Origin of the sequence: Microbacterium sp. NPDC087665 (genome assembly GCF_044743285.1) — a bacterium.
GTDB lineage: Bacteria > Actinomycetota > Actinomycetes > Actinomycetales > Microbacteriaceae > Microbacterium.
Genome location: NZ_JBIUWD010000002.1, coordinates 505,179 through 525,669 on the forward strand (window position 1 = coordinate 505,179; position 20,491 = coordinate 525,669).

Annotated in this window: 19 protein-coding genes; 13 read left to right on the plus strand and 6 right to left on the minus strand. The window is 69.5% G+C overall.

Translation table 11 applies throughout. The features are described from left to right. Positions 1 to 34 precede the first annotated feature (34 nt). Both dhaK and ACIOSY_RS05945 read right to left on the minus strand, forming a co-directional pair. The gene (dhaK, locus tag ACIOSY_RS05940; RefSeq protein ID WP_400850482.1) at positions 35 to 1,027 is read right to left on the minus strand and encodes a dihydroxyacetone kinase subunit DhaK; all 993 of its coding nucleotides are present in this window, start codon (positions 1,025 to 1,027) and stop codon (positions 35 to 37) included. 160 nt (positions 1,028 to 1,187) lie between these two features. Then, the gene (locus tag ACIOSY_RS05945) at positions 1,188 to 3,323 is read right to left on the minus strand and encodes a DEAD/DEAH box helicase (RefSeq protein ID WP_400850486.1); all 2,136 of its coding nucleotides are present in this window, start codon (positions 3,321 to 3,323) and stop codon (positions 1,188 to 1,190) included. A 102-nt stretch (positions 3,324 to 3,425) separates the two neighbouring features. Between ACIOSY_RS05945 and ACIOSY_RS05950 the strand changes: the two genes are divergently transcribed. The 8 genes from ACIOSY_RS05950 (at position 3,426) to ACIOSY_RS05985 (ending at position 10,160) form a co-directional block, all read left to right on the plus strand. Next, positions 3,426 to 3,845, plus strand: a complete 420-nt coding sequence (locus ACIOSY_RS05950) for a pilus assembly protein CpaE (RefSeq protein WP_400850489.1) — start codon at positions 3,426 to 3,428, stop codon at positions 3,843 to 3,845. A 97-nt stretch (positions 3,846 to 3,942) separates the two neighbouring features. Continuing rightward, positions 3,943 to 4,947 carry a 1,2-phenylacetyl-CoA epoxidase subunit PaaA gene (paaA, locus tag ACIOSY_RS05955; protein WP_400850492.1) on the plus strand — a complete coding sequence of 335 codons (1,005 nt, stop codon included), beginning with the start codon at positions 3,943 to 3,945 and terminating at the stop codon, positions 4,945 to 4,947. Then, positions 4,947 to 5,252 carry a 1,2-phenylacetyl-CoA epoxidase subunit PaaB gene (gene paaB / locus ACIOSY_RS05960; RefSeq protein WP_400850495.1) on the plus strand — a complete coding sequence of 102 codons (306 nt, stop codon included), beginning with the start codon at positions 4,947 to 4,949 and terminating at the stop codon, positions 5,250 to 5,252. The genes paaA and paaB overlap by 1 nt, the downstream gene beginning before the upstream one ends. An 8-nt stretch (positions 5,253 to 5,260) precedes the next feature. Further along, positions 5,261 to 6,076, plus strand: coding sequence for a 1,2-phenylacetyl-CoA epoxidase subunit PaaC (gene paaC, locus ACIOSY_RS05965; protein WP_400850959.1), 816 nt, complete (start codon positions 5,261 to 5,263; stop codon positions 6,074 to 6,076). Between the two features lie 20 nt (positions 6,077 to 6,096). Further along, positions 6,097 to 6,579 (plus strand): 1,2-phenylacetyl-CoA epoxidase subunit PaaD, encoded by a 483-nt coding sequence (paaD, locus tag ACIOSY_RS05970; protein ID WP_400850498.1) that lies wholly within the window; start codon positions 6,097 to 6,099, stop codon positions 6,577 to 6,579. Continuing rightward, positions 6,579 to 7,745: a 1,2-phenylacetyl-CoA epoxidase subunit PaaE gene (paaE, locus tag ACIOSY_RS05975; RefSeq protein WP_400850501.1), complete on the plus strand. Its 1,167-nt coding sequence runs from the start codon at positions 6,579 to 6,581 to the stop codon at positions 7,743 to 7,745. Before paaD ends, paaE begins: the two co-directional genes overlap by 1 nt. 54 nt (positions 7,746 to 7,799) lie before the next feature. Further along, positions 7,800 to 8,570, plus strand: coding sequence for an enoyl-CoA hydratase/isomerase family protein (locus ACIOSY_RS05980; RefSeq protein ID WP_400850504.1), 771 nt, complete (start codon positions 7,800 to 7,802; stop codon positions 8,568 to 8,570). 66 nt (positions 8,571 to 8,636) lie between these two features. Continuing rightward, complete coding sequence (locus ACIOSY_RS05985; RefSeq protein ID WP_400850507.1) at positions 8,637 to 10,160, plus strand: ATP-dependent DNA ligase; 1,524 nt, start codon at positions 8,637 to 8,639, stop codon at positions 10,158 to 10,160. 32 nt (positions 10,161 to 10,192) lie between these two features. Here ACIOSY_RS05985 and ACIOSY_RS05990 read toward each other — a convergent pair whose 3' ends face one another. Continuing rightward, complete coding sequence (locus ACIOSY_RS05990; protein ID WP_400850510.1) at positions 10,193 to 10,702, minus strand: phosphoribosyltransferase; 510 nt, start codon at positions 10,700 to 10,702, stop codon at positions 10,193 to 10,195. Between the two features lie 173 nt (positions 10,703 to 10,875). Between ACIOSY_RS05990 and ACIOSY_RS05995 the strand changes: the two genes are divergently transcribed. Then, positions 10,876 to 12,624, plus strand: a complete 1,749-nt coding sequence (locus ACIOSY_RS05995) for a thiamine pyrophosphate-binding protein (RefSeq protein ID WP_400850513.1) — start codon at positions 10,876 to 10,878, stop codon at positions 12,622 to 12,624. 38 nt (positions 12,625 to 12,662) lie between these two features. Beyond that, on the plus strand, positions 12,663 to 13,094 hold the full coding sequence (locus tag ACIOSY_RS06000; protein WP_400850516.1) for an NUDIX hydrolase: 432 nt from the start codon (positions 12,663 to 12,665) through the stop codon (positions 13,092 to 13,094). A gap of 21 nt (positions 13,095 to 13,115) precedes the next feature. Here ACIOSY_RS06000 and ACIOSY_RS06005 read toward each other — a convergent pair whose 3' ends face one another. Beyond that, the gene (locus ACIOSY_RS06005) at positions 13,116 to 15,101 is read right to left on the minus strand and encodes an endonuclease/exonuclease/phosphatase family protein (RefSeq protein ID WP_400850519.1); all 1,986 of its coding nucleotides are present in this window, start codon (positions 15,099 to 15,101) and stop codon (positions 13,116 to 13,118) included. A gap of 296 nt (positions 15,102 to 15,397) precedes the next feature. On the opposite strand from ACIOSY_RS06005, the gene ACIOSY_RS06010 reads away from it, so the two are divergent. The 3 genes from ACIOSY_RS06010 to ACIOSY_RS06020 all read left to right on the plus strand — a co-directional run bounded on the left by ACIOSY_RS06010 (position 15,398) and on the right by ACIOSY_RS06020 (position 17,938). Then, positions 15,398 to 16,930, plus strand: coding sequence for a DUF222 domain-containing protein (locus ACIOSY_RS06010; protein WP_400850522.1), 1,533 nt, complete (start codon positions 15,398 to 15,400; stop codon positions 16,928 to 16,930). A 165-nt stretch (positions 16,931 to 17,095) separates the two neighbouring features. Continuing rightward, positions 17,096 to 17,536, plus strand: coding sequence for a VOC family protein (locus ACIOSY_RS06015; protein WP_400850525.1), 441 nt, complete (start codon positions 17,096 to 17,098; stop codon positions 17,534 to 17,536). A 171-nt stretch (positions 17,537 to 17,707) separates the two neighbouring features. After that, positions 17,708 to 17,938, plus strand: a complete 231-nt coding sequence (locus tag ACIOSY_RS06020; RefSeq protein WP_400850528.1) for a hypothetical protein — start codon at positions 17,708 to 17,710, stop codon at positions 17,936 to 17,938. 19 nt (positions 17,939 to 17,957) lie between these two features. On the opposite strand, the gene ACIOSY_RS06025 is transcribed toward ACIOSY_RS06020, so the two are convergent. Continuing rightward, positions 17,958 to 18,338, minus strand: coding sequence for a VOC family protein (locus tag ACIOSY_RS06025; RefSeq protein WP_400850531.1), 381 nt, complete (start codon positions 18,336 to 18,338; stop codon positions 17,958 to 17,960). A gap of 170 nt (positions 18,339 to 18,508) precedes the next feature. Further along, complete coding sequence (locus ACIOSY_RS06030; RefSeq protein ID WP_400850534.1) at positions 18,509 to 20,377, minus strand: FAD-dependent monooxygenase; 1,869 nt, start codon at positions 20,375 to 20,377, stop codon at positions 18,509 to 18,511. Between the last annotated feature and the right edge of the window lie 114 nt (positions 20,378 to 20,491).

Below are 20,491 nucleotides of genomic sequence, written 5' to 3' on the forward strand. Positions count from 1 at the left end.
CCGTCGATGCTCGAGTCGCTGCCCTTCGACAAGCTCAGGCACCCCAGCGCAGTCCCGGGGTGACGACCGGTGCATCCCAGAGGCGCAGCAGTTCGTCGTCGGCTTTGAGCACCGTGACCGAGCATCCGGCCATGTCGAGCGAGGTGATGTAGTTGCCGACCAGGTTGCGGGCGATCCGCACGCCGGCCTTCTCGAGCAGGGCGGCGACCTCGGCGTACATCAGGTACAGCTCGATCTGCGGCGTCGCCCCCATGCCGTTGACCATCACGATCGCGTCGCCCGCGAAGTCGAGGTCGGCGAGGATCGGTTCGACGAGCTGTCGGGCGATGTCGGATGCCGGGGCGAGCGGTTCGCGGTGACGACCCGGTTCGCCGTGGATGCCGATGCCGATCTCCATCTGGTCGTCGGGGAGGTCGAACGTGGGCTTGCCCGCCGCGGGCACGGTGCAGCTGGTGAGCGCCATCCCCATCGAACGCCCCTGGCCGTTGACGCGCTGGGCGAGGGCGACGACGGCGGCGAGATCCTGCCCCTCTTCGGCGGCCGCGCCGACGATCTTCTCCAGCAGCACAGTGAGGCCGACCCCGCGGCGACCGGCGGTGTAGAGCGAGTCCTGCACGGCGACGTCGTCGTCGACGACGACCGTGCCGACCTCGATGCCGTCCATCTCGGCGAGTTCGGCCGCCATCTCGAAGTTGAGCACGTCGCCGGTGTAATTCTTGACGATGTGCAGCACCCCGGCACCGCGGTCGACGGCCTTGGTCGCCGCCTGCACGCGGTCGGGAGTCGGCGAGGTGAACACCTCGCCCGCGACGGCCGCGTCGAGCATGCCCGTGCCGACGTACCCGCCGTGCAGCGGCTCGTGGCCCGATCCGCCACCGGAGACGATCGCGACCTTGCCCTGATCCTTGGGCGTCGCCCGCGTGATGACGCTGGTCGCGAGGTCGACCGCCAGCTCGGGGTGTGCGAGCGCGACTCCCTTGAGCGATTCGACGAGCACGTCCTCGGGGGCGTTGATGAGCTTTTTCATCGTGCGATCTCCTTTGATCTGTCCCTGGGTCCCCGAGCCATCGAAGGGCCCAACTTTCGCGAGAATCGGAAAGTTATCCGTCACTGTCGAACATGCTCGGGCCTGATCGACTTGTCAAGGTCGATCGGTACATCCGAACCGCGCTCTCAGCCCCGCCGTCTCAGCCCCGCAGCGCGAGCACGAACGGCAGCACCTCGGTGGCGCCCGCCCGCCGGAGCGTGCGCGCGGCGACCGTGAGGGTCCACCTGCTGTCGGCGAGGTCGTCGACGAGCAGCACCAGGCCGTCGGGGATCTCGAGGTGATCGGCGCTGAACCGGTCCCAGAGACCGCCGAGCCGGAAGACGCTGTTCCCTCCCGGCTGCCCGGTCGGCCCCCCGCCCGCCGGTTCGAGCGCGCCGACATAGGGCAGGCGCCCGACCTCGGCCAGTCCGCGCGCGAGGCTGTCGACCAGCAGCGGATGCGAGCGCGACGGCAGGGCGACCACCGCGACCGGACGCCGCTCCCATCCCCACCCGGCCAGAACGCGCACGCAGCCGTCCAGCACCTGCGGGGTCACCGCCGCATCCGGCGCACCCGCCGCGAACAGCGCACGCAGCGTGCCGCCCCAGCCGAGGTCGGTCAGGCGCGCAAGCGCCCGCCCCTCGCCCGCTTGCTCGTCGGCGGCGATGCGACCCTTGACGGGCACGTCGAGGCGATCGGCCCCGGTCGGCCAGGCGCGGCGCGGTTCGATCGGTACCCCGACCCGATCGAGCGACTCCGAGGCCTGCGTGGTCGCCGCCGCGCCGATCTCACGCGGGAACCACTCGCCCGCGCAGTTGTCGCATCGCCCGCAGGGCTTCGCCGTGTCGTCATCGAGAGCGCGCTGCAGGAACTCCATCCGGCATCCGTCGGTCTGCTCGTAGTCGATCATGTGCTGCTGCTCTGCGAGGCGCTCCCCCGCGATGCGCTCGTACCGCTCGGCGTCGTAGCTCCACGGCGCCCCCGTCGCGATCCACCCGCCCTGTACCCGGTGCACGGCACCGTCGACATCGAGCACCTTGAGCAGCAGCTCGAGCGGGGTGCGGCGGATGTCGACCATCGCCTCGAGCGCGGGCGTCGAGATCGGCGTACCGCCGAGGGCGTCGATCACCCGCTCCGCGCGCTCGCGATCGGGCATCGACGCGGTGGCGAAATAGTGCCAGATGTCGCGGTCTTCGACACCGGGCAGCAGCAGCACATCGGCACTCTCGCTGGCGCGCCCCGCGCGGCCCACCTGCTGGTAGTACGCCACGGGTGACGACGGAGCGCCGAGATGCAGCACGAAACCGAGGTCAGGCTTGTCGAAGCCCATGCCCAGGGCGCTGGTCGCCACGAGCGCCTTGACCTCGTTGCGCTTGAGCATGCCCTCGGATTCGGCACGCTCCTCGGTGTCGGTCTGGCCGGTGTAGGCGCGCACATCGTGCCCGTGATCGCGCAGCAGGCGGGCGGTGTCGACCGCCGCCGCGACCGTGAGCGTATAGATGATGCCCGAGCCGGGAAGGTCGTCGAGATGGCTGAGCAGCCAGGCCAGGCGGCTCGCGGAGTCGCGCAGTCGCAGCACCCCGAGGCGCAGCGATGTGCGCGCGAGCGGACCGCGAATCGTCAGCACCTCAGAGCCGGCGCCGGGGGCGCCGCTGCCGAGCCCTTCGGCGCTCGTGCCGAGCTGCTCGGCGACATCGGCCACGACGCGGCTGTTCGCCGTGGCCGTCGTGGCGAGCACCGGCACGTCGGCGGGCATCTCGGCGATGAGGTCGCGCAGGCGCCGGTAGTCGGGGCGGAAGTCGTGACCCCAGTCGCTGATGCAGTGCGCCTCGTCGACGACCAGCATGCCGATGCGGCGGACGAGCGCCGGCAGCTGCTGCTCGCGGAAGGCCGGATTGTTGAGACGCTCGGGCGACACCAGCAGCACGTCGACCTCATCGCGATCGAGCTGAGCGAGCACGTCGGTCCACTCGTGGGCGTTCGTGGAGTTGATGGCGACCGCCCGCACACCGGCCCGCTCGGCTGCGGCGATCTGATCGCGCATCAGTGCCAGCAGCGGCGAGACGAGCACGGTCGGCCCCGCACCCCGCCGCCGCAGCAGCAGCGTGGCGACGAAGTAGACCGCGGACTTGCCCCACCCCGTGCGCTGCACGACCAGCGCACGACGGCGCTCCGCGACGAGCGCCTCGATGGCCTCGTACTGCCCGTCGTGGAAATCGACGTCGGGGCGGCCGACCAGCTCGCGCAGGGCATCGAGGGCGGCCGCGCGGGTGTCGGCGGGAGAAGGGGAGGTCATTCCCCCACTCTGCCTCACGCCGCCGACACTGCTCACCCCGGCCGCCCGCACGCGGCGCCTCACTCGGCCCCGGCACGGATCCCGTCGTCTAGCGTGGAAGACGTGATCTCCCGTGAACTCGCCGTCGCCCTCCGCTCCGCCGGCCTCGTGTGGCATCCGACCGAGGGCGACCGCTTCCAGCTCGACCTCCCGAACGAGGTCGAGCTGGAATCCGAGGCCGATGTCTTCACCGTGAGCGCGATGACGATCGAGGCGCGGCAGACACCGAGCGGCACCGACCTGGCGTTCAACGGCACGACCGAGTGGGCGCTCGACGCGGTCACCCTCGCCGATGCGGTGTGGCTCCCCCGCGAAGATCAGCTGCGCGAGCTGCTGCGCGGAACCTTCCGCTCTTTGGAACGCCTCGCAGACACCTTCCGGGTGCGGGTGGAGATCGCAGGTTCCGTGCTCTCCTTCGAGCATCCCGATCCCTCCGAGGCGTACGGCTTCGCGCTCCTGGAGCTGGTGACGCGCTCGCACTGACCCCGGCGACCGTCGGATGCGTCTTGAAGATCACTCGTCGTCGTGTCAGAATTACCTAACGATCGGTCAGTAAAGATGCTGACCGCGAGGAGCGATCATGAACAGCCCCGCAGACCCGTCAATTGCCGGCGACCAGCCTTCAGCGATCTCCGATGAGGAGCGCCTCTTCGACGAACTCATCGCGAACGAGCAGCGCATCGAACCCCGCGACTGGATGCCCGAGGCCTACCGCAAGACGCTCATCCGCCAGATCTCGCAGCACGCGCACTCCGAGATCATCGGCATGCAGCCCGAGGGCAACTGGATCACGCGAGCGCCCAGCCTCAAGCGCAAAGCCATCCTGATGGCGAAGGTGCAAGACGAAGCGGGCCATGGCCTCTACCTGTACTCCGCCGCGCAGACCCTCGGCATCAGCCGTGACGAGATGATGCAGCAGCTCATCGACGGCAAGGCCAAGTACTCGTCGATCTTCAACTACCCCACCCCCACCTGGGCCGACATGGGGGCGATCGGCTGGCTCGTCGACGGCGCCGCGATCTGCAACCAGGTGCCGCTGTGCCGCGCCTCGTACGGCCCGTACGGCCGCGCGATGGTGCGCGTCTGCAAAGAGGAATCGTTTCACCAGCGGCAGGGATTCGAGATCCTGCTGACGCTCATGCAGGGCAGCGACGAGCAACGGCAGATGGCGCAGGATGCGGTGAACCGCTGGTACTGGCCGAGCCTGGCGATGTTCGGTCCGCCCGATGACCAGTCGCCAAACTCGGCGCAGTCGATGGCCTGGAAGATCAAGCGCTTCTCGAACGACGAGCTGCGCCAGCGCTTCGTCGGGATGCTCGTGCCGCAGGCCGAGATCCTGGGCGTCACCCTCCCCGACCCCGAGCTGCGCTTCGACGAGACGACCGGTGAGTACGTGATCGGCGAGATCGACTGGGACGAGTTCTTCCAGGTGCTGCGCGGCAACGGTCCGTGCAACACCGAACGGCTCGAACGCCGCCGCACGGCGCACGAAGACGGCGCCTGGGTGCGCGAGGCCGCAGCGGAGTACGTACGCAAGCAGGCAGCATCCTGGGCCCCTGAGCCTGTCGAAGGGGCGGTGGCCTGATGGCGAGTCAGGACACCGACGCGCGCGAAGTGTGGCCGCTGTGGGAGGTCTTCGTGCGCGCGAACCGGGGGCTGAGTCACGTGCACGTCGGGTCGCTGCTCGCGCCGGATGCCGAGATGGCGATACGTAACGCACGCGACCTCTATACCCGACGCGGCGAGGGCGTCTCGATCTGGGTGGCGCCCGCCGAGGCGATCACCACGAGCGATCCCGATGCGAAGGGCGCGTACTTCGAGAGCCCCGCGGGCAAGAACTACCGCCATGCCGTCTACTACACGGCCTCCGAGGGGGTGCCGCACCTGTGAACACCGACATGCGCGCCCACGGCGACGTCACCGTCGACGAGCTGCACCTCGCGCAGGAGCTCGCGGGTTCCGGCGCGACCGCGGCATCCGCCGACATCGCCGAGTACGCGCTGTGGCTCGGCGACGACGCGCTGATCCTCTCGCAGCAGCTCGGCGCCTGGATCTCACGCGCGCCGGAGCTCGAAGAAGACGTCGCGCTCGGCAACATCGCCCTCGATCTGCTCGGTCACGCGCGCTCGCTGCTGCACTACGCGGGGTCGTTCGACGGGCGCAGCGAAGACGACCTGGCGTACTTCCGCGACGAGCCCGAGTTCCGCAGCTCCTGGATCGTCGAGCGGCCCAACGGCGATTTCGCGCAGACGATCGCGCGGCAGTTCGTGGTCGCCACGTACATGTTCGAGCTGTATTCCGCGCTGCGGTCGAGCAGTGACGAGACGCTCGCCGCGATCGCCGAGAAGGCGCTCAAAGAGGTCGACTACCACCGCGATCACGCGGTGCAGTGGATGCTGCGTCTCGCCGGCGGCACCGAGGAGTCGCGCGCCCGCATCGTCCGCGCCATCGGCGATGTCTGGCCGTTCGTCGACGAGCTGTTCCGCGACGACGAACTGATCGATCGCCTCGGAGACGCCGCCGCCCGTCCGTCGGCTCTGCGTGGTGGCTTCGACGCCGTGGTCGACACGGTCTTCCACCAGGCCGAGCTCGACATCCCGCCCGTCGCCGCGTCGTCAGCGGGCGGCCGGCACGGCTCGCACGCGACGCCGCTCGGCCACATCCTGGCCGAGATGCAGGTGCTCGCGCGCCGGCATCCGGGAGCGACGTGGTGAGGGCTGGTGAGGGAATGGTGATGCAGAAGGCAGATGCCTGGCGGATCGCCGCCTCCGTGGCCGATCCGGAGGTGCCGGTGCTGACGATCGAAGATCTCGGGGTGCTGCGTGCCGTCGAGGTCGACGGCGACAGCGTGCGCATCGACATCACGCCGACGTACAGCGGATGCCCCGCGATGGACACCATCCGTGACGATGTGATCCTGGCGCTGACCGCGGCCGGCTTCGACAGCGTCGACGTGCGCCTCGTGCTCTCCCCCGCCTGGACCACCGACTGGATGTCGGAGGCCGGCAAGCGCAAGCTCGTCGAATACGGCATCGCGCCGCCCTCCGGGCGCGCAGCGGTGTCGACCGGGCCGATCCGTCTGGCCCTGAGCGTGCGCTGCCCCCGCTGCGGGTCGCTCGACACCCGCGAGGTCTCCCGTTTCGGGTCGACCTCGTGCAAGTCGCTGTTCGAGTGCCGGGCCTGCCTCGAACCCTTCGATCATTTCAAGGTGCACTGATGTCGTTGTTCACGTCGGCCGCGGCATCCGCCCCTCCTGCCGCCCGCGCGGCGACCGCAGCGCTGCCCCGCAGGCGCGCCCGCTTCCACACCCTCGTCGTCGAAGACGTGCGCCCGCTCACCGACGACGCGGTCGAGGTGACCTTCACGGTGCCCGCCGCGCTGGCCGACGAATACGACCATCTCCCCGGGCAGTACGTGGCGTTGCGCACCACCCTCGACGGGGTCGAACTGCGGCGGTCGTACTCGCTGTGCCGCGCGCCGGAGCATCCCGTCGATGGCGGTGACACCCGGTTGAGCGTCGCGGTCAAACGCGACGAGGGCGGCGTGTTCTCGACCTGGGCGCAGACGGGACTCCACCGCGGGTTCGAGATCGATGTGATGAGCCCGCAGGGCACGTTCACCTCCGGTCTCGACGACCTCGACCACCGGCATGTCGTGGGGATCGCGGCCGGCTCCGGCATCACACCGCTCATGGCGCTCGCCCACACGGTGCTGACGCGGTCGGACTCGTCGCGGTTCACGCTGCTGTACACGAACCGTTCGACGCTCGACGTGATGTTCCTCGAGGACCTCGCCGATCTCAAGGACCGCTTCCCCACGCGCCTCACCCTGCATCACGTGCTCTCCCGGGAGCAGCGCACCGCCCCCGTGCTCTCCGGGCGTCTCGACGAGCAGAAGCTGCGCACCATCCTCGGCATGCTCCTGCCGCCCGGAGACGTCGACGAGTGGTTCCTGTGCGGTCCGCTCGCCCTCGTCGATCTGTGCCGCGAGGTGCTGGCAGAGGTCGGAGTCGCGCGCGAGCACATCCGGTTCGAGCTGTTCACGACGGGCGACGAACCCGCACGGGCTGCGCGCCCGGTGCAGGTGCGCGCGGGTGAGAAGACGGTGCGGATCGAAGTCACGCTCGACGGCGTCTCATCGACGGTCGAGAGTCCGGTCGAGGCGCGCGAGTCGGTGCTCAACGCCGCGCTGCGCGTGCGCCCCGACGCGCCGTTCGCCTGCGCCGGTGGCGTCTGCGGCACCTGCCGGGCCCGCGTGGTCGAGGGCAGCGTGACGATGACCGAGAACTACGCCCTCGAACCCGACGAACTCGCCCGCGGGTTCGTGCTCACCTGCCAGTCCCATCCCACGAGCGACCGCGTCGTCGTCGACTACGACGTGTAGCTCGCCCCCTTGGGCCCCTGAGCTTGTCGAAGGGCCCATCCCCGAGGAGCATCCATGATCGATCTCACCATCGACGCCGACGTCGCCCACGTCACCCTCGATGCCCCCGCGAAGCGGAATGCGCTCGACGAGCAGGCGCTCCGCGATCTCTCCGACGCCTACGACGAGGCCGAGGCCTCCGGCGTTCGAGCGCTGGTGCTGCGCGGCGAGGGACGCGCGTTCTGCGCGGGACGCGACATCGCGGGCGTCGACCCGCGCGACGACGACGTGATCGGCTATCTCGGCGGCCTGGTGACGCCCCTGCTGCAGAAGATGTCGCGCTTTCCCGCGCCGACGTTCGCCGTGGCGCACGGCGCATGCCTGGGTGTCGGTCTCGGGCTGCTGATCGCGACCGATGTCGTGTACGTCGCCGAGTCGGCGAAGATCGGCTCGCCCTTCGCTGCGCTGGGCGCGACGCTCGACTCGGGCGGCCACGCCCTGTTCCTCGACCGGCTCGGTGCGCACAAGACCCTCGATCTCATCTACACGGGTCGTCTGATGAGCGGTGCGGAAGCCGTGGCGTGCGGACTCTTCTCGCGCGTACTCGCCGACGACGAGGTCGTGGCTGCGACGGCGGATGCGGCGACCGCCGCCGCATCCGGGCCCACGGCCGCGTTCCTGGCGAGCAAGCGGCTGATCGCGCGTATCCGCGACGAACGCCTCGCCCTGTGGGACTCGGTCGATGTCGAAAACGCCGCTCAGGCCGCCCTGTGCGCCACCGATGACTACCGCGAGGGGTTCGCGGCATTCCAGGAGAAGCGGAAGCCCGAGTTCCGGGGGCGCTGAGAGGGCGTCGGTCCCGTCGTTGTCAACGCTCTCCCGGATGTCGGAGGCCGGTGCGATGATTCCGGGATGATGCTCTCGCAGCTCGTCTCGTCGACCGAAGAGGTCGCGGCCACCTCGTCACGACTGGCGAAGATCGACGCGCTCGCGCGTGTGCTGGCTCAGGCCGATCCGCTCGAGATCGCACCGCTCGTCGGGCTGCTGCTCGCGACGCCGCGCCAGGGGCGTCTCGGCGTCGGCTGGCGGGGGATCGCCGCCCTCGACGTGTCGCACGCCGAGGCCTCGACCCTCACGATCACCGATGTCGACGAGGCGCTCGACCGGCTCGCCGCGACGTCCGGTTCCGGCTCTGCCGCCGCACGCAGTGGCACCCTCCTCGCACTGGCCGCGCGCGCGACGCCTGCCGAGTGGGACTTCCTGACCCGCGCCATGCTCGGCGAGCTGCGCACGGGCGCGCTCGGAGGTGTGCTCCTCGACGCGATCGCGCGGGCGTCCGACCGCGCACCGGCCGTCGTACGACGCGCTGCCATGCTGTCGGGCGATCTCGGCGAGACGGCACTGCTCGCGCTCACCGGTACCGAGGCCGACCTCGATGCCGTGGGGCTGGCCGTCGGTCGGCCCGTGCTCCCCATGCTCGCCGCGACCGCGGCCACACCGACCGAGGCGCTCGAGATCACCGGCGAGGCCTCGGTCGAGTACAAGCTCGACGGCGCGCGCATCCAGGTGCACCGGCACGGCGACGAGGTGGGCGTCTATACGCGCAGCCTCGCCGACATCACGCACAGGGTGCCCGAGCTCGTCGAGCTCGTGCGCGCGCTCCCCGCCCACGATCTGATCCTCGACGGCGAGACGCTCTCTCTCGACGAAGACGGTGGGCCGCGCCCGTTCCAAGAGACGATGTCGCGCTTCGGAGCCGATGCCTCTCGCGAGCTGGCGCTGCGCCCGTGGTTCTTCGATCTGCTGCACGTCGACGGGCGCGACCTGATCAATGAGCCCCTCGCGACCCGACTCGCCGAGCTCGACCGCGTCGCCGGCGAATGGCGCATGCCCGGCACCGTCACGGCCGACGCCGCCACCGCCGAACAGGTCTCGCGCGATGCACTCGCGGCGGGGCACGAGGGCGTCGTCGTCAAGGCGATCGACTCCCCCTACGCGGCCGGCCGACGCGGCAAGTCCTGGGTCAAGGTCAAGCCCGTGCTCACCTACGACCTCGTCGTGCTCGCCGCGGAGTGGGGATCGGGGCGACGGCAGGGGTGGTTGTCGAACCTGCATCTCGGCGCGCACGATCCCGCCGGCGAGTTCGGTGATCCGGGAGGATTCGTCATGGTCGGCAAGACGTTCAAGGGGCTCACCGACGAACTGCTGCGGTGGCAGACCGAGACGTTCCCGTCGTTCGAGACGCGGCGCACGGCCAACACCGTGTTCCTCCGCCCGGAGATCGTCGTCGAGATCGCGATCGACGGAGTGCAACGCTCCCCGCGCTACCCCGGGGGCATCGCTCTGCGGTTCGCGCGCGTCAAGGCGTACCGCCCCGACAAGACTCCCGCCGATGCCGACACGATCCAGACGCTGCGCGCGCTGATGCGCGGGTGAGTCGCCGCATCCGCTCCGGCATCCGCATCCGCTCAGGCAGAAGGCGCGAGACCCTCGTCTTCTTCGCGCACCGTGCCCTGGAACGACCACGGGAAGTTGATCCAGAGATCGGTGTCCTTCCAGGCGTAGTCGGGCTGGATGATGGTCGACGGCTTCGTGTAGATCGTGACCGAGCGTACGTCAGCGCCCTTGTCGGTGAGCAGCTGCACAGCGAGGGCCAGGGTGCGCCCCGAGTCGGCGACGTCGTCGACGAGCAGCACCCGGCGACCGTCGAGGTACGCCATGTCGAGCTCGGGAGGAAGCACCTCCGGCGCATCGAGCACAGTACCGATGCCGGTGTAGAACTCCACGTTGATCGCACCGCAGTTCTTCGCGCCCAGACCGTAGGCGATGGCGCCGGCTGGCAGCAGTCCCCCGCGGGCGATCGCGACGACCACCTCGGGCTCGAAGCCGCTGGCGACGATGTCGCGTGCCAGGTCGCGCGTCGCCGCGCCGAAGCCGTCCCAGGTGAGCGTCTCGCGCTCGTTCGATGCATCAGTCACGGTTCATTCTCTCTCATCCCCGGCATCGGCCGAACGATAGACTGGCCCGGTCCGGCGCCACGGCGCCGATGCCTGAAAAAGAGGCACGAAACACCCCGCGCTGACGCGGGTGCGAGACACATACGGGTTCCTCAGTTCTCCGTCCCTGTCTCCGTCTTCTCGAAAGGCCGTACATGCCTACTGTCTCCGCGCACGTCGCGCTCACCCTCGCCCAGCACATCGACGCCGTCTTCGGCGTGATGGGCAACGGCAACGCCTACTTCCTCGATGCGATCGAAACGCAGACGGATGCCGTCTTCACCGCAGTGCGCCACGAGCAGGGTGCCGTGGTCGCCGCCGACGCGCACTTCCGCGCCTCGGGGCGGATCGCCGCCGGCACCTCGACGTACGGTGCCGGTTTCACCAATACGCTCACCGCTCTCGCCGAGGCCGTGCAGGCGCATGTGCCGCTGGTGCTGGTGGTGGGTGACGAGCCCACCTCGGGTCCGCGCCCGTGGGACGTCGATCAGATCGCCCTGGCTTCGGCGGTCGGCGCACGCACCTATACGGTCGGACGCGCGGATGCTGCGGCCACCACGGTCATCGCCATCGAGCACGCCCTCACGTATCGCGTGCCGGTCGTGCTCGCCATCCCCTACGACGTCGCGTCGCTGGAGGCCGGCGAGGTTCCGCCCGCCCCAGAGCCGCGCATCCCCTCTCCCCTTCGCCCGCGCGGCGAGTTCGCCGAAGGAATGCTCGAGCAGATCGCCGGCGCGCTGCGCGATGCGGAGCGCCCGTTGCTGCTCGCGGGTCGCGGGGCGTGGCTCGCCGGCGCGAGCGATGCCCTGGGCCGGCTCGCCAGCGTCACCGGCGCCCTCACGGCGACGACCGCGCTCGGCCGCGGCGTCTTCCCCGACGCGCGGTACGACCTCGGCGTGACCGGCGGCTTCGGAGCGGAAGGCGCCATGGAGCTGATCCGCGAGGCCGACGTCGCCGTCGTCTTCGGCGCCGCACTGAATCAGTTCACGATGCGGTTCGGTGCGTTGTTCGCCCCGGGCACGCGAGTGTTCCAGATCGATATCGCCCCGGCCGCGACCCACGCGAACATCGGCGGTTTCGTGCGCGCGGACGCGCGTCTCGCGGCAGAAGCGATCATCGAACGCCTCGCCTCAGCGGCGGCCAACCCCAGCATCGTGCACATCTTCGGAGCAGATCCTCGGCGCGCGGCATCCGCTCCCGTCACGACCGGCACGCCGTCGACCGCCACCGAGACGACCCCCGTGCGCCCGTGGCGCGAAACGGTCGATGTGGCTGCCGCCCGCGCCTACGACGAGGGAGACGCCCTCGCCCCCGACGGACGACTCGACCCCCGCTCCGCCGCCCGCCGCATCGCCGAGCTCCTGCCCGAGGATCGCGTCGTCGTCTCGGACGGCGGCCACTTCATCGGCTGGGCGAACATGTACTGGCCGGTCGCCGCTCCCGATCGCATGATGATGATCGGTACGGCCTTCCAATCGATCGGGCAGGGCTGGCCCAGCGTCGTCGGCGCGGCACTCGCACGCCGGGAGTCGACCGTGGTGCTCACCTCGGGCGACGGCGGTGGCCTGATGGCGATCGCCGATCTGGAGTCGGCAGTGCGCGCTGCGGCCGGCCGCGGAATCGCCGTCATCTGGAACGACGCGGCCTACGGCGCCGAGGTCAACCTCTATGGCCTCAAGGGACTGGCCGAGGGGCCCATGCTGATCCCCGAGGTCGACTTCGCGGCCTTCGGAGCGGCGGTCGGTGCCGAAGGCGTCGTCGTCCGCACGCTCGACGACCTCGACCGGTTGGCCACCTGGGCCGAGGAAGATCCGGCGACGCGCCGCTTCCTGCTGCTCGATCTGCGGATCTCGGGCGATGTGATCGCGCCGTACCAGCAGGAGATCATCCGCGTGAACTCCTGACCGAGCATCCGATCGCCCCGGTCGACTAGCCTGCCGTGATGCCTTCCATCCGCGCCATCGCCGTCGGCCTCCCGATCAAGAACGACCATGTGCTTGCTCTGGAGGGCACCGATCACTCGCGACGACTCGACTTCTTGCGGGCGATCGGCGGCGGTGTCGAGTTCGGCGAGACGGCGGAGGATGCACTGCGCCGCGAGTTCATGGAAGAGCTCGGTGTGCGCCTCGACGCGGTCGAGCTCCTGGGCGTGCGCGAGAACATCTTCACCTACGAGGGCGAACCCGGGCACGAGATCGCGTTCATCTTCGCGGTCGAGTCCGCGGAACTCGACGCTGTCGCCTTGGACGCCGAGTTGTACGTGCTCGACGAGGGCAGCCCGGTGCGCTGGGTGCCGATCGCCGAGGTGCGCGACGGACGGCGGACGCTGTTCCCCGAGGGCGCACCGGAGTTGCTGCTCTCCCGGCTCGGCTGAGAGCCGGGAGAGCAGCACGCATTAGCCGAGGCGGCGCCGACGAATCGCGACGAGTCCGAGCCCCGTGAGTATCAGGGCGAACGCGGCGACGATGAACGAGGTGCTGTCGGCACCGGTCGCAGCGAGTGCGCCTCCCCCGGAAGAGCTGGTCGCTCCCCCGCCTGCGGCGCCTCCCGACTGACCGCCGCCGCCTCCCACGGCTGCCGTGACGGTGAGCGGGATGCCCGTCTCCACGCCGTCGGCGTCGATGAGCACCAGCGAGTGCGCGCCGGGTGCCGTGTTCGCGGGGATCGTCACTGCGGTGCGGAAGGCGCCGCCGGCATCGGCCCGCACCGCCCCGATCTCGACGGGCGTCGAGCGCAGTTCGATGCGCAGAGCGGCATCGGCTGCGAAGCCCGTGCCCGAGACGGTGACCGCGCCGCCGGCGACGACGGATGCCGCATCCACCGTCAGCGTGGGGGTGGTCGGTTCCGGCTCGGTCGCGCCGCAGTCGACGTCGCAGATGCGGAAGTTGGCGAGCACGGCCTTGTGGTCAGACGGCCACACGGCATCCGGCGTGAGGATCTCGTCTGCACTGTCATCGTCGACGCGCTGGTCGCGCACGATCGTGGACTGCGGACCGACGACCGTCGCTCCGTCGATCGTGAGACGTTCGTCGGGCGTCGCGAAGATGTAGTCGATGCGGTCGCGCTCGTCCGCTTCCGGTGCCCAGGTCAGTGACGAGGTCGGGAACAACGGGTTGTCCGACGGCCACGTGAATCCCGGATTGGCGGCGGGATCGGGATGCACGATGCGGAAGGCGTCGACGAGGCCGCCGTCGAGCAGGGTCTGCGTGGTCTGCCACGGGATGACGACGCCGTTGTGATCGAACAGGTCGGCGGTCGCGGCGGTCCAGTCCTGCGACGGCGGCTCGTTGAAGTCTCCGCCGACGATGGCGATGCGTCCGGCGGCACGCTCCGCGTCGATGTCTGCGACGAGCTCCGCGGCAGCGGCCGGGCGCCCGGACTGCACGTTGGCCGCGAGGATCGCCTCGACATCCGTCACCGGGGCGTCGAGCTTGTTCCAGGTGTTCCACCCCGCAGGCCAATCGCCGTGGATCTCGCCGCCGTAGCCGCGCGGCAGGTAGGTCGTGTACCAGCGGTACTCCAGGTGGCCGCCGTAGACGGTGACCTCCGTGCCGTTGACGTCGATGACGGCCTTCGACCACCAGCGGCCGACGGTGTCGGTCGAGACGATCGGATACCGCGAGACGATCCCGGTGTCGGTGGCGATGAGGTGGTCGTAGCCGAGCAGCGCCGCGACCTGAGCGGGCGCCTGCCCCACCTCGGGAAGGAAGGTGACGTCGGCGTCGGTCTCGGTGATGATGTCGGCGATCTGCTGCGCGCCCTCGGCGACCTGGGTGCCGCCGTGCCACACGTTGAAGGTGAGCACGTTGAGCTCGCTCACCCCGTCGATCTCAGGCTTCGGATCGGCGGGCGGATGCGGGGGCTGCGTCTCGGCACCGGTGACCGTGAGGTCGATCGGGCCGGCGAGCACACCGTAGCCATCGTCTTCGAGCAGGTAGAGGTCGTACTCCCCTGCGCCGACCGTGGCGGTGTTGCGCGACCAGCCGTCCCGCGCCGACGGACCCCAGGTGAGCTCGCCGTTCGGCTCGGCGACGTAGCGCCAGTCGAGGGAGGCCGGACCACCGGGCACCGTGCCGTCGCGGTAGATGCCGACCCAGTTGCGATCGTGCACGGCGCCGCCGGCATCGAAGCTGATCGTGACCGTCTCGTCGGTGCTGATGGTCGCCGTGTCGAGAGTGAGGGAAGCGGCGGCCGCGGCGGCGGGTGCTGCTGTGGTGTTGTTCTCGGTGTCTGAGGTGTCTGAGGTGCTTGGTGCGTCTGGGGCGCCTGGCGTATCGGTCGCGGCGTGCGCTGCGGGCGCGACGAGCAGCCCGGCGAGGGCGATGCCGGCACCGAGGAGTGCGAATGCCCCTCGAGGCGTCCGGCGGAAGCGGGTGGTCATTGCGGGGTGGTCCTTTCGAGCGTGAGCTCTCGCGACGCTATGCGTGGGCGATGACGGAACCGTTGACGGCGGGTGAACGGGAGACCCGATCGGGTGTTGTGAGGTGGTTACGCGGAGGTGGAGTGAAGCGGGTGGATGGTTTGGGAGTGGGGTTCTTGGGCGTCGGATTCCTGGGCGTGGGACTTGTTCTGCACGGGCGGGGGTGACGTTCGGGTTATCCACGGATCGCGAGGATATCTCACCTGACCTGGGGTTATCGGGTCGAAATGTCGGTGGGGGTCGGTTGACTGGGAGGTATGAACAGCACCGCAGAACTCCTCGGTCGGATCGCCTCCGACTTGCGGGGTGCGCTGCGCGGCGATGCGGTGGTGGCGGTGCCGGATGCGGGGGCGTCCGATGCGGCGACGATGGATGTTCTGCGGGCGGCAGGTGAGGTGCTTCGCCTGGTCGACGCGGTCGTCGTCGAAGCCGTCGCGGGCGCGGGTTCGGGTTCGGGTGGTGACGCTGCGGGTTCTGGGGCGGCGGGGTTCGCGGCGCGGTTCGGATGCCGGGGCATGAACGAGCTCGTCCAGCGGGTGCTCCGCACCGATGGGCCAGGAGCGGCGCGTGTGGTGAAAGCGGCGGCGATGGTGCACCGCGAGGTGGACCTGTCGTCGGGTGGGTTGTTGCCGGCACGGTGGTCGGCGTTGCGGGGCGCGCTGGTCGACGGGACGATCGGAGTCGCGGGACTGCTGGCGGCCACCGGCCCGGTCGAGCAGGCCGGGCCACGAGTGGGGACAGCCGAGAGGCTCCGGGCCGATGCGGAACTGGCCGGGTACGCGCGCGGCTGCGACACCGCCGCCGAAGAATCTGGCAGCGACGACGACGATCCTGCGGTTGCTGCGCCACCCGCGACACCCGAAGATCTGCGGATACTCGCGCAGGCGATCGTCGCGTATCTCGACCCCGACGGTGCAGAGCCGGCGGAGGAGCGGGCGATGCGAGCGCGTGGAATCACCCTCGGGCGTGCGAAAGACGGTCTCATCCCGATCCGTGGCGGGCTGCTCCCCGAAGCGGCCGGGCAATTCCAACGCATCATGGACGCGTATCTCAACCCCAAAGTCGACGGGCCACCCCTACCCGGTGTGCACTTCACTCCCTCACGCGATGATGCAGGTTCGTCGGCAACGGCCGACTCCGACGGCGACGATGTCCGCACGCTCGGCACAGCAGATCTCCGCACCCGCCCGCAGAAACAACACGACGCTCTCGCCGCCGCGCTCGCGATCGCCGCACGCCACGACGACATGCCCCGCCTGGGCGGCGCGGCCCCGACGCTGGTGGTCTCGGTCACGGCGGAGGACTATGCGACCGGGCGCGGATGGGCGCATGTCGACGGCATCGACACCCCCGTGCCCATCACCTCCGCCCGGCACACCGCCTGCGGCGGCAGCGTTCAGCGGGTGTTGTTCGACCCCGAAGGCCGCATCATCGGCATCGGCACCACCGACCGCATCTTCACCACCCACCAACGACGCGCCATCGCCCTCCGCGACCAGGAGTGCCTCATCCCCGGATGCCACGTCCCCGCCGCCTGGTGCGAAATCCACCACGTCGAAGAACACGCCCGCGGCGGACCCACGTCCACCGACAACGGCGTCGCGTTGTGCTGGCACCACCACCGCACCCTCGACACCTCCGGGTGGGAGATCCGCATGCAGAATGGGATACCCCAAGTGCGAGGGCCAGCCTGGTGGGACCCCCACCGAAGATGGCGACAACCACAACCAGCCCATAACCGCGCGGCAGATCATGATCGAGCGCAGACAGGCGTGTCCCTCAGGATCTGACGCTCTGAGAGTCAACGATTCTGGAGTGCACTCGCCCGGAAAGCGACGGGCCGGACCACATCGTTGGGCCCGAACACCGGCCAGCCAGCACCCGTTCACCCGCACGCCAGCGCGCCCGCGCGCCCGCGCGCCCGTTCACCCGACTCGAGCTGAGAGACTCGGACCATGGCCGGTTTCCATCACATCGAAGTCTGGGTCTCCGACCTCGCGTCCGCTCGCGCCGAATGGGGATGGCTCCTCACGCGGCTCGGCTTCGAAGCCCAGCAGGAATGGCCGGAAGGACAATCGTGGGGCTCTGGCACCGACGCAGACACGGACACAGCCCCCAGCCCCAGCCCGAGCCCCAGCAGCGCCTACTTGACGATCACCACGTCGCCGAACCTCCGCGATGCCGCGCATGACCGGCGACGTCCGGGCGTGAATCATCTCGCCTTCCGCGGCGGCACCCGCGAGGCGGTCGACGCGATCATGGCCGATGCCGAGGCACACGGTTGGCGCCCGCTGTATCACGACCGCTACCCGCACGCCGGCGGCCCCGACCACTACGCCGGATGGCTGCAGAACTCCGCCGGGTTCAAAGCCGAGGTCGTCGCAGACCTTTCCTGACGCACCGCACCGAACCGCACCGCCTGTGGCGTTCCGACAATGCTGCCGCCACGTGCGGAAGCGAAGCGCTGACTGATCATGCAGTATCCGTCGTGAGGGGGATGCCGAACCCGCACGAATCTGGTGCAGTTGAGTCATCCGTTCATCGTCGTCACGTCTATAGGAGGAAGTGTGCGGAATCTTCCCTCGGCGCGGTTGCGTCTGACATTACGGCTGGTCTCCGTCGTCGCGATCATCGGAATCGTTGCGGCTGCAGTCTGGTTCGCCTTCGCCGCCGTCGACGCATCCGGAGCGCAGATGACCGCAGCCAGCGCGATCGCTGCCGCTCTGGCAAGCGGCTGGTCCGCGGCATTCGCCGTCATCACCGCCAAACTGAAATCGCAAGAGGCGACGCGCGCCTAGGTGTTGCGGTCCGCACGCCCTAGCTGGATGCTCCGTAGTCGGGCAGTTCCTGCAGCGTCCACGTGTTGCCGTCGGGGTCGCTGAAGGTCACGAAACGACCCCAGTCCTGGTCGTCGACTCCGTCTGCCTCAACGCCCACGCCGCGCAGATGAGCCAGCGCCTCATCGGCATCGGGCACCACGACCTGAATCGTATTCTGCTGTCCCGGCTCGAGATCGATGCCCAGACCCGTGCCGAACGCGATCGAGCAGGCGGATCCGGGCGGCGTCATCTGCACGAACCGCAGCCCGTCCATGGGGGTCTGATCGTGATCGGCGTTGAAGCCGATCTTCACGTAGAAGTCCTTCGCACGGTCGACGTCGGACACCGGCACGAAGATGAGTTCGATCTTCCAGTCCATCACGCAGCTCCTTCTGATTGGCGGGGAGCGTCGTCATGACACCGCCCGCGTCAAAAGTAGGCCGCGCCACCGACATTCGCCAGGGCATCCGCCACCGCATCGAGAGCCCGAAACGTCGAAACCCCGAAAGCCCCGAAAGCCCCGAAAGCCAGGAAACTCGACTCCCGCTCTCAGGCCGGAAGCAGCGCCCCCTCGAAGAACGCCCCCAACTCGGCCACCCCACCCAGCGGCAGGATCGCCGCGACGTACTGGTCCGGCCGCACCACGATCACCACCCCGTCACGCGAGAGTTCGCGCGCGGCGAAGATGTCGGTGTCTGTCCACTTGCTGGGCCCGGCCGCGTAGACCTTCTCCCAGTCGGTGAGCCCGAGCGGTCCGGTTCGGGGCTGGAACAGCGCGGGAGCTGTCGTCACCTCGACCTCTTCGAACGGCTGCTGATAGATCGCCTTCACGTCGAACACGGCGTCCTGAGCGGCATCCGCCGGTGTGAACCGTGCGAACACCGACTCCGCCTCCGACGCCCACGCGGCCAATCCGGCACCCGTGCGATCTCCGAAGGCATAGACCCTCCAGCGGCCGTCGGCCTTCGCGTGGTGCCCGAGATGCACGACGTTGCCGTCGCCGACGCGCACCACCTCGGCGGACTTGAAGCGCTTCCCCAGCGGGAAGCCGCCCGCGAGCGACTGGTGGGCGTCGGTCCCGGTGATCATCGAGGCCGTGTACTGCGTCATGAATCCGGACGGGAATTCGGCAGTGGCCAGGTAGTAGGTCGCCAGTTCGTTCGGGTCGGAGATCTCTTCGGGCTTGCGCGCCATCAGGCTCGACCATTCGCGATCGAAGTCGATCAGCTGCTGCGCGACGGGGCGCCGCTCGGAGCCGTACGTGGCCAGCAGAGCCTCGGGAGCCCGCCCGGTGAGCACCGATCCGAGCTTCCACCCGAGGTTGAACCCGTCCTGCATCGACACGTTCATGCCCTGCCCCGCCTTGGCGCTGTGCGTGTGGCACGCGTCGCCGGTGAGGAACACCCGCGGCGAGCGCCCCGACGCCTCGGGGGCATCGTCGAATCCGTCGGTGACCCGGTGGCCGACTTCGTACACGCTGTGCCAGGCGACCTCGCGCACGTCGATCGTGTACGGGTGCAGAATGGCATTCGCCTTGCGGATGATCTCCTCGATCGGGGTGCGGCGCACGCGATGGTCGTCGTCGTCGGCCACCTCGCCCAGGTCGATGTACATCCGGCTGAGGTACCCGCCCTCGCGCGGGATGTGCAGGATGTTGCCCGCCGTCGAGTTGATCGCGCACTTGGTGCGCCAGTCGGGGAAGTCCGTGTTGACGAGCACATCCATGACGCCCCACGCGTGAGCGGAGCTCCCACCGACGTGCGTGCGCCCGATCGCCTCGCGCACCCCGCTGCGCGCGCCGTCGCATCCGGCGACGTATTTCGCGCGGATCGTACGCTCCTCGCCCGACCGCGAACCGGCGACGTATCGCACGCCCACTTCCACCGGGTAGTCGCCGTCGTCGTGCACGGTCAGTCCGGTGAACTCCACGCCGTAGTCGGGCGCGATGCGACCCGGCCCGTCGGCCGCCGCTTCGGCGAAGTAGTCGAGCACGCGCGCCTGGTTCACGATCAGGTGCGGGAACTCGCAGATGTCGTAGGCGTAGTCGGCGGTGCGCGAGGTACGGATGATGTCGCGGGGATTCTCGGGGTCGGGCCCCCAGAAGTTCATCCAGCCGATGTTGTACGCCTCGGCGGTGATGCGCTCGGCGAATCCGAACGCCTGGAACGTCTCGACGCTGCGCGGTTGGATGCCGTCGGCCTGCCCGAGCACGAGGCGTCCATCGCGCTTCTCGATGATGCGCGTGGTCACATCGGGGTACTGCGACATCTGCGCGGCGAGCAGCATGCCGGCGGGACCCGATCCGACGATGAGCACGTCGACCTCGTCCGGCAGGTCGGCCGGACGCGCGAGCCCGGTGCCCGCGGCATCCTGCACGCGCGGATTGCCGGACACGTAGCCGTGGTGGTGGAACTGCATCGTCGTCGATTCCTTCCGGGATTCTTCTCATTCTGCGCTCCCGTCGCACTTCCTGTCGTTCTCGCGGAGCGGAGGCGACGGAAAGTGCGACGGGAGCGATGCCGCTGGTGGAGA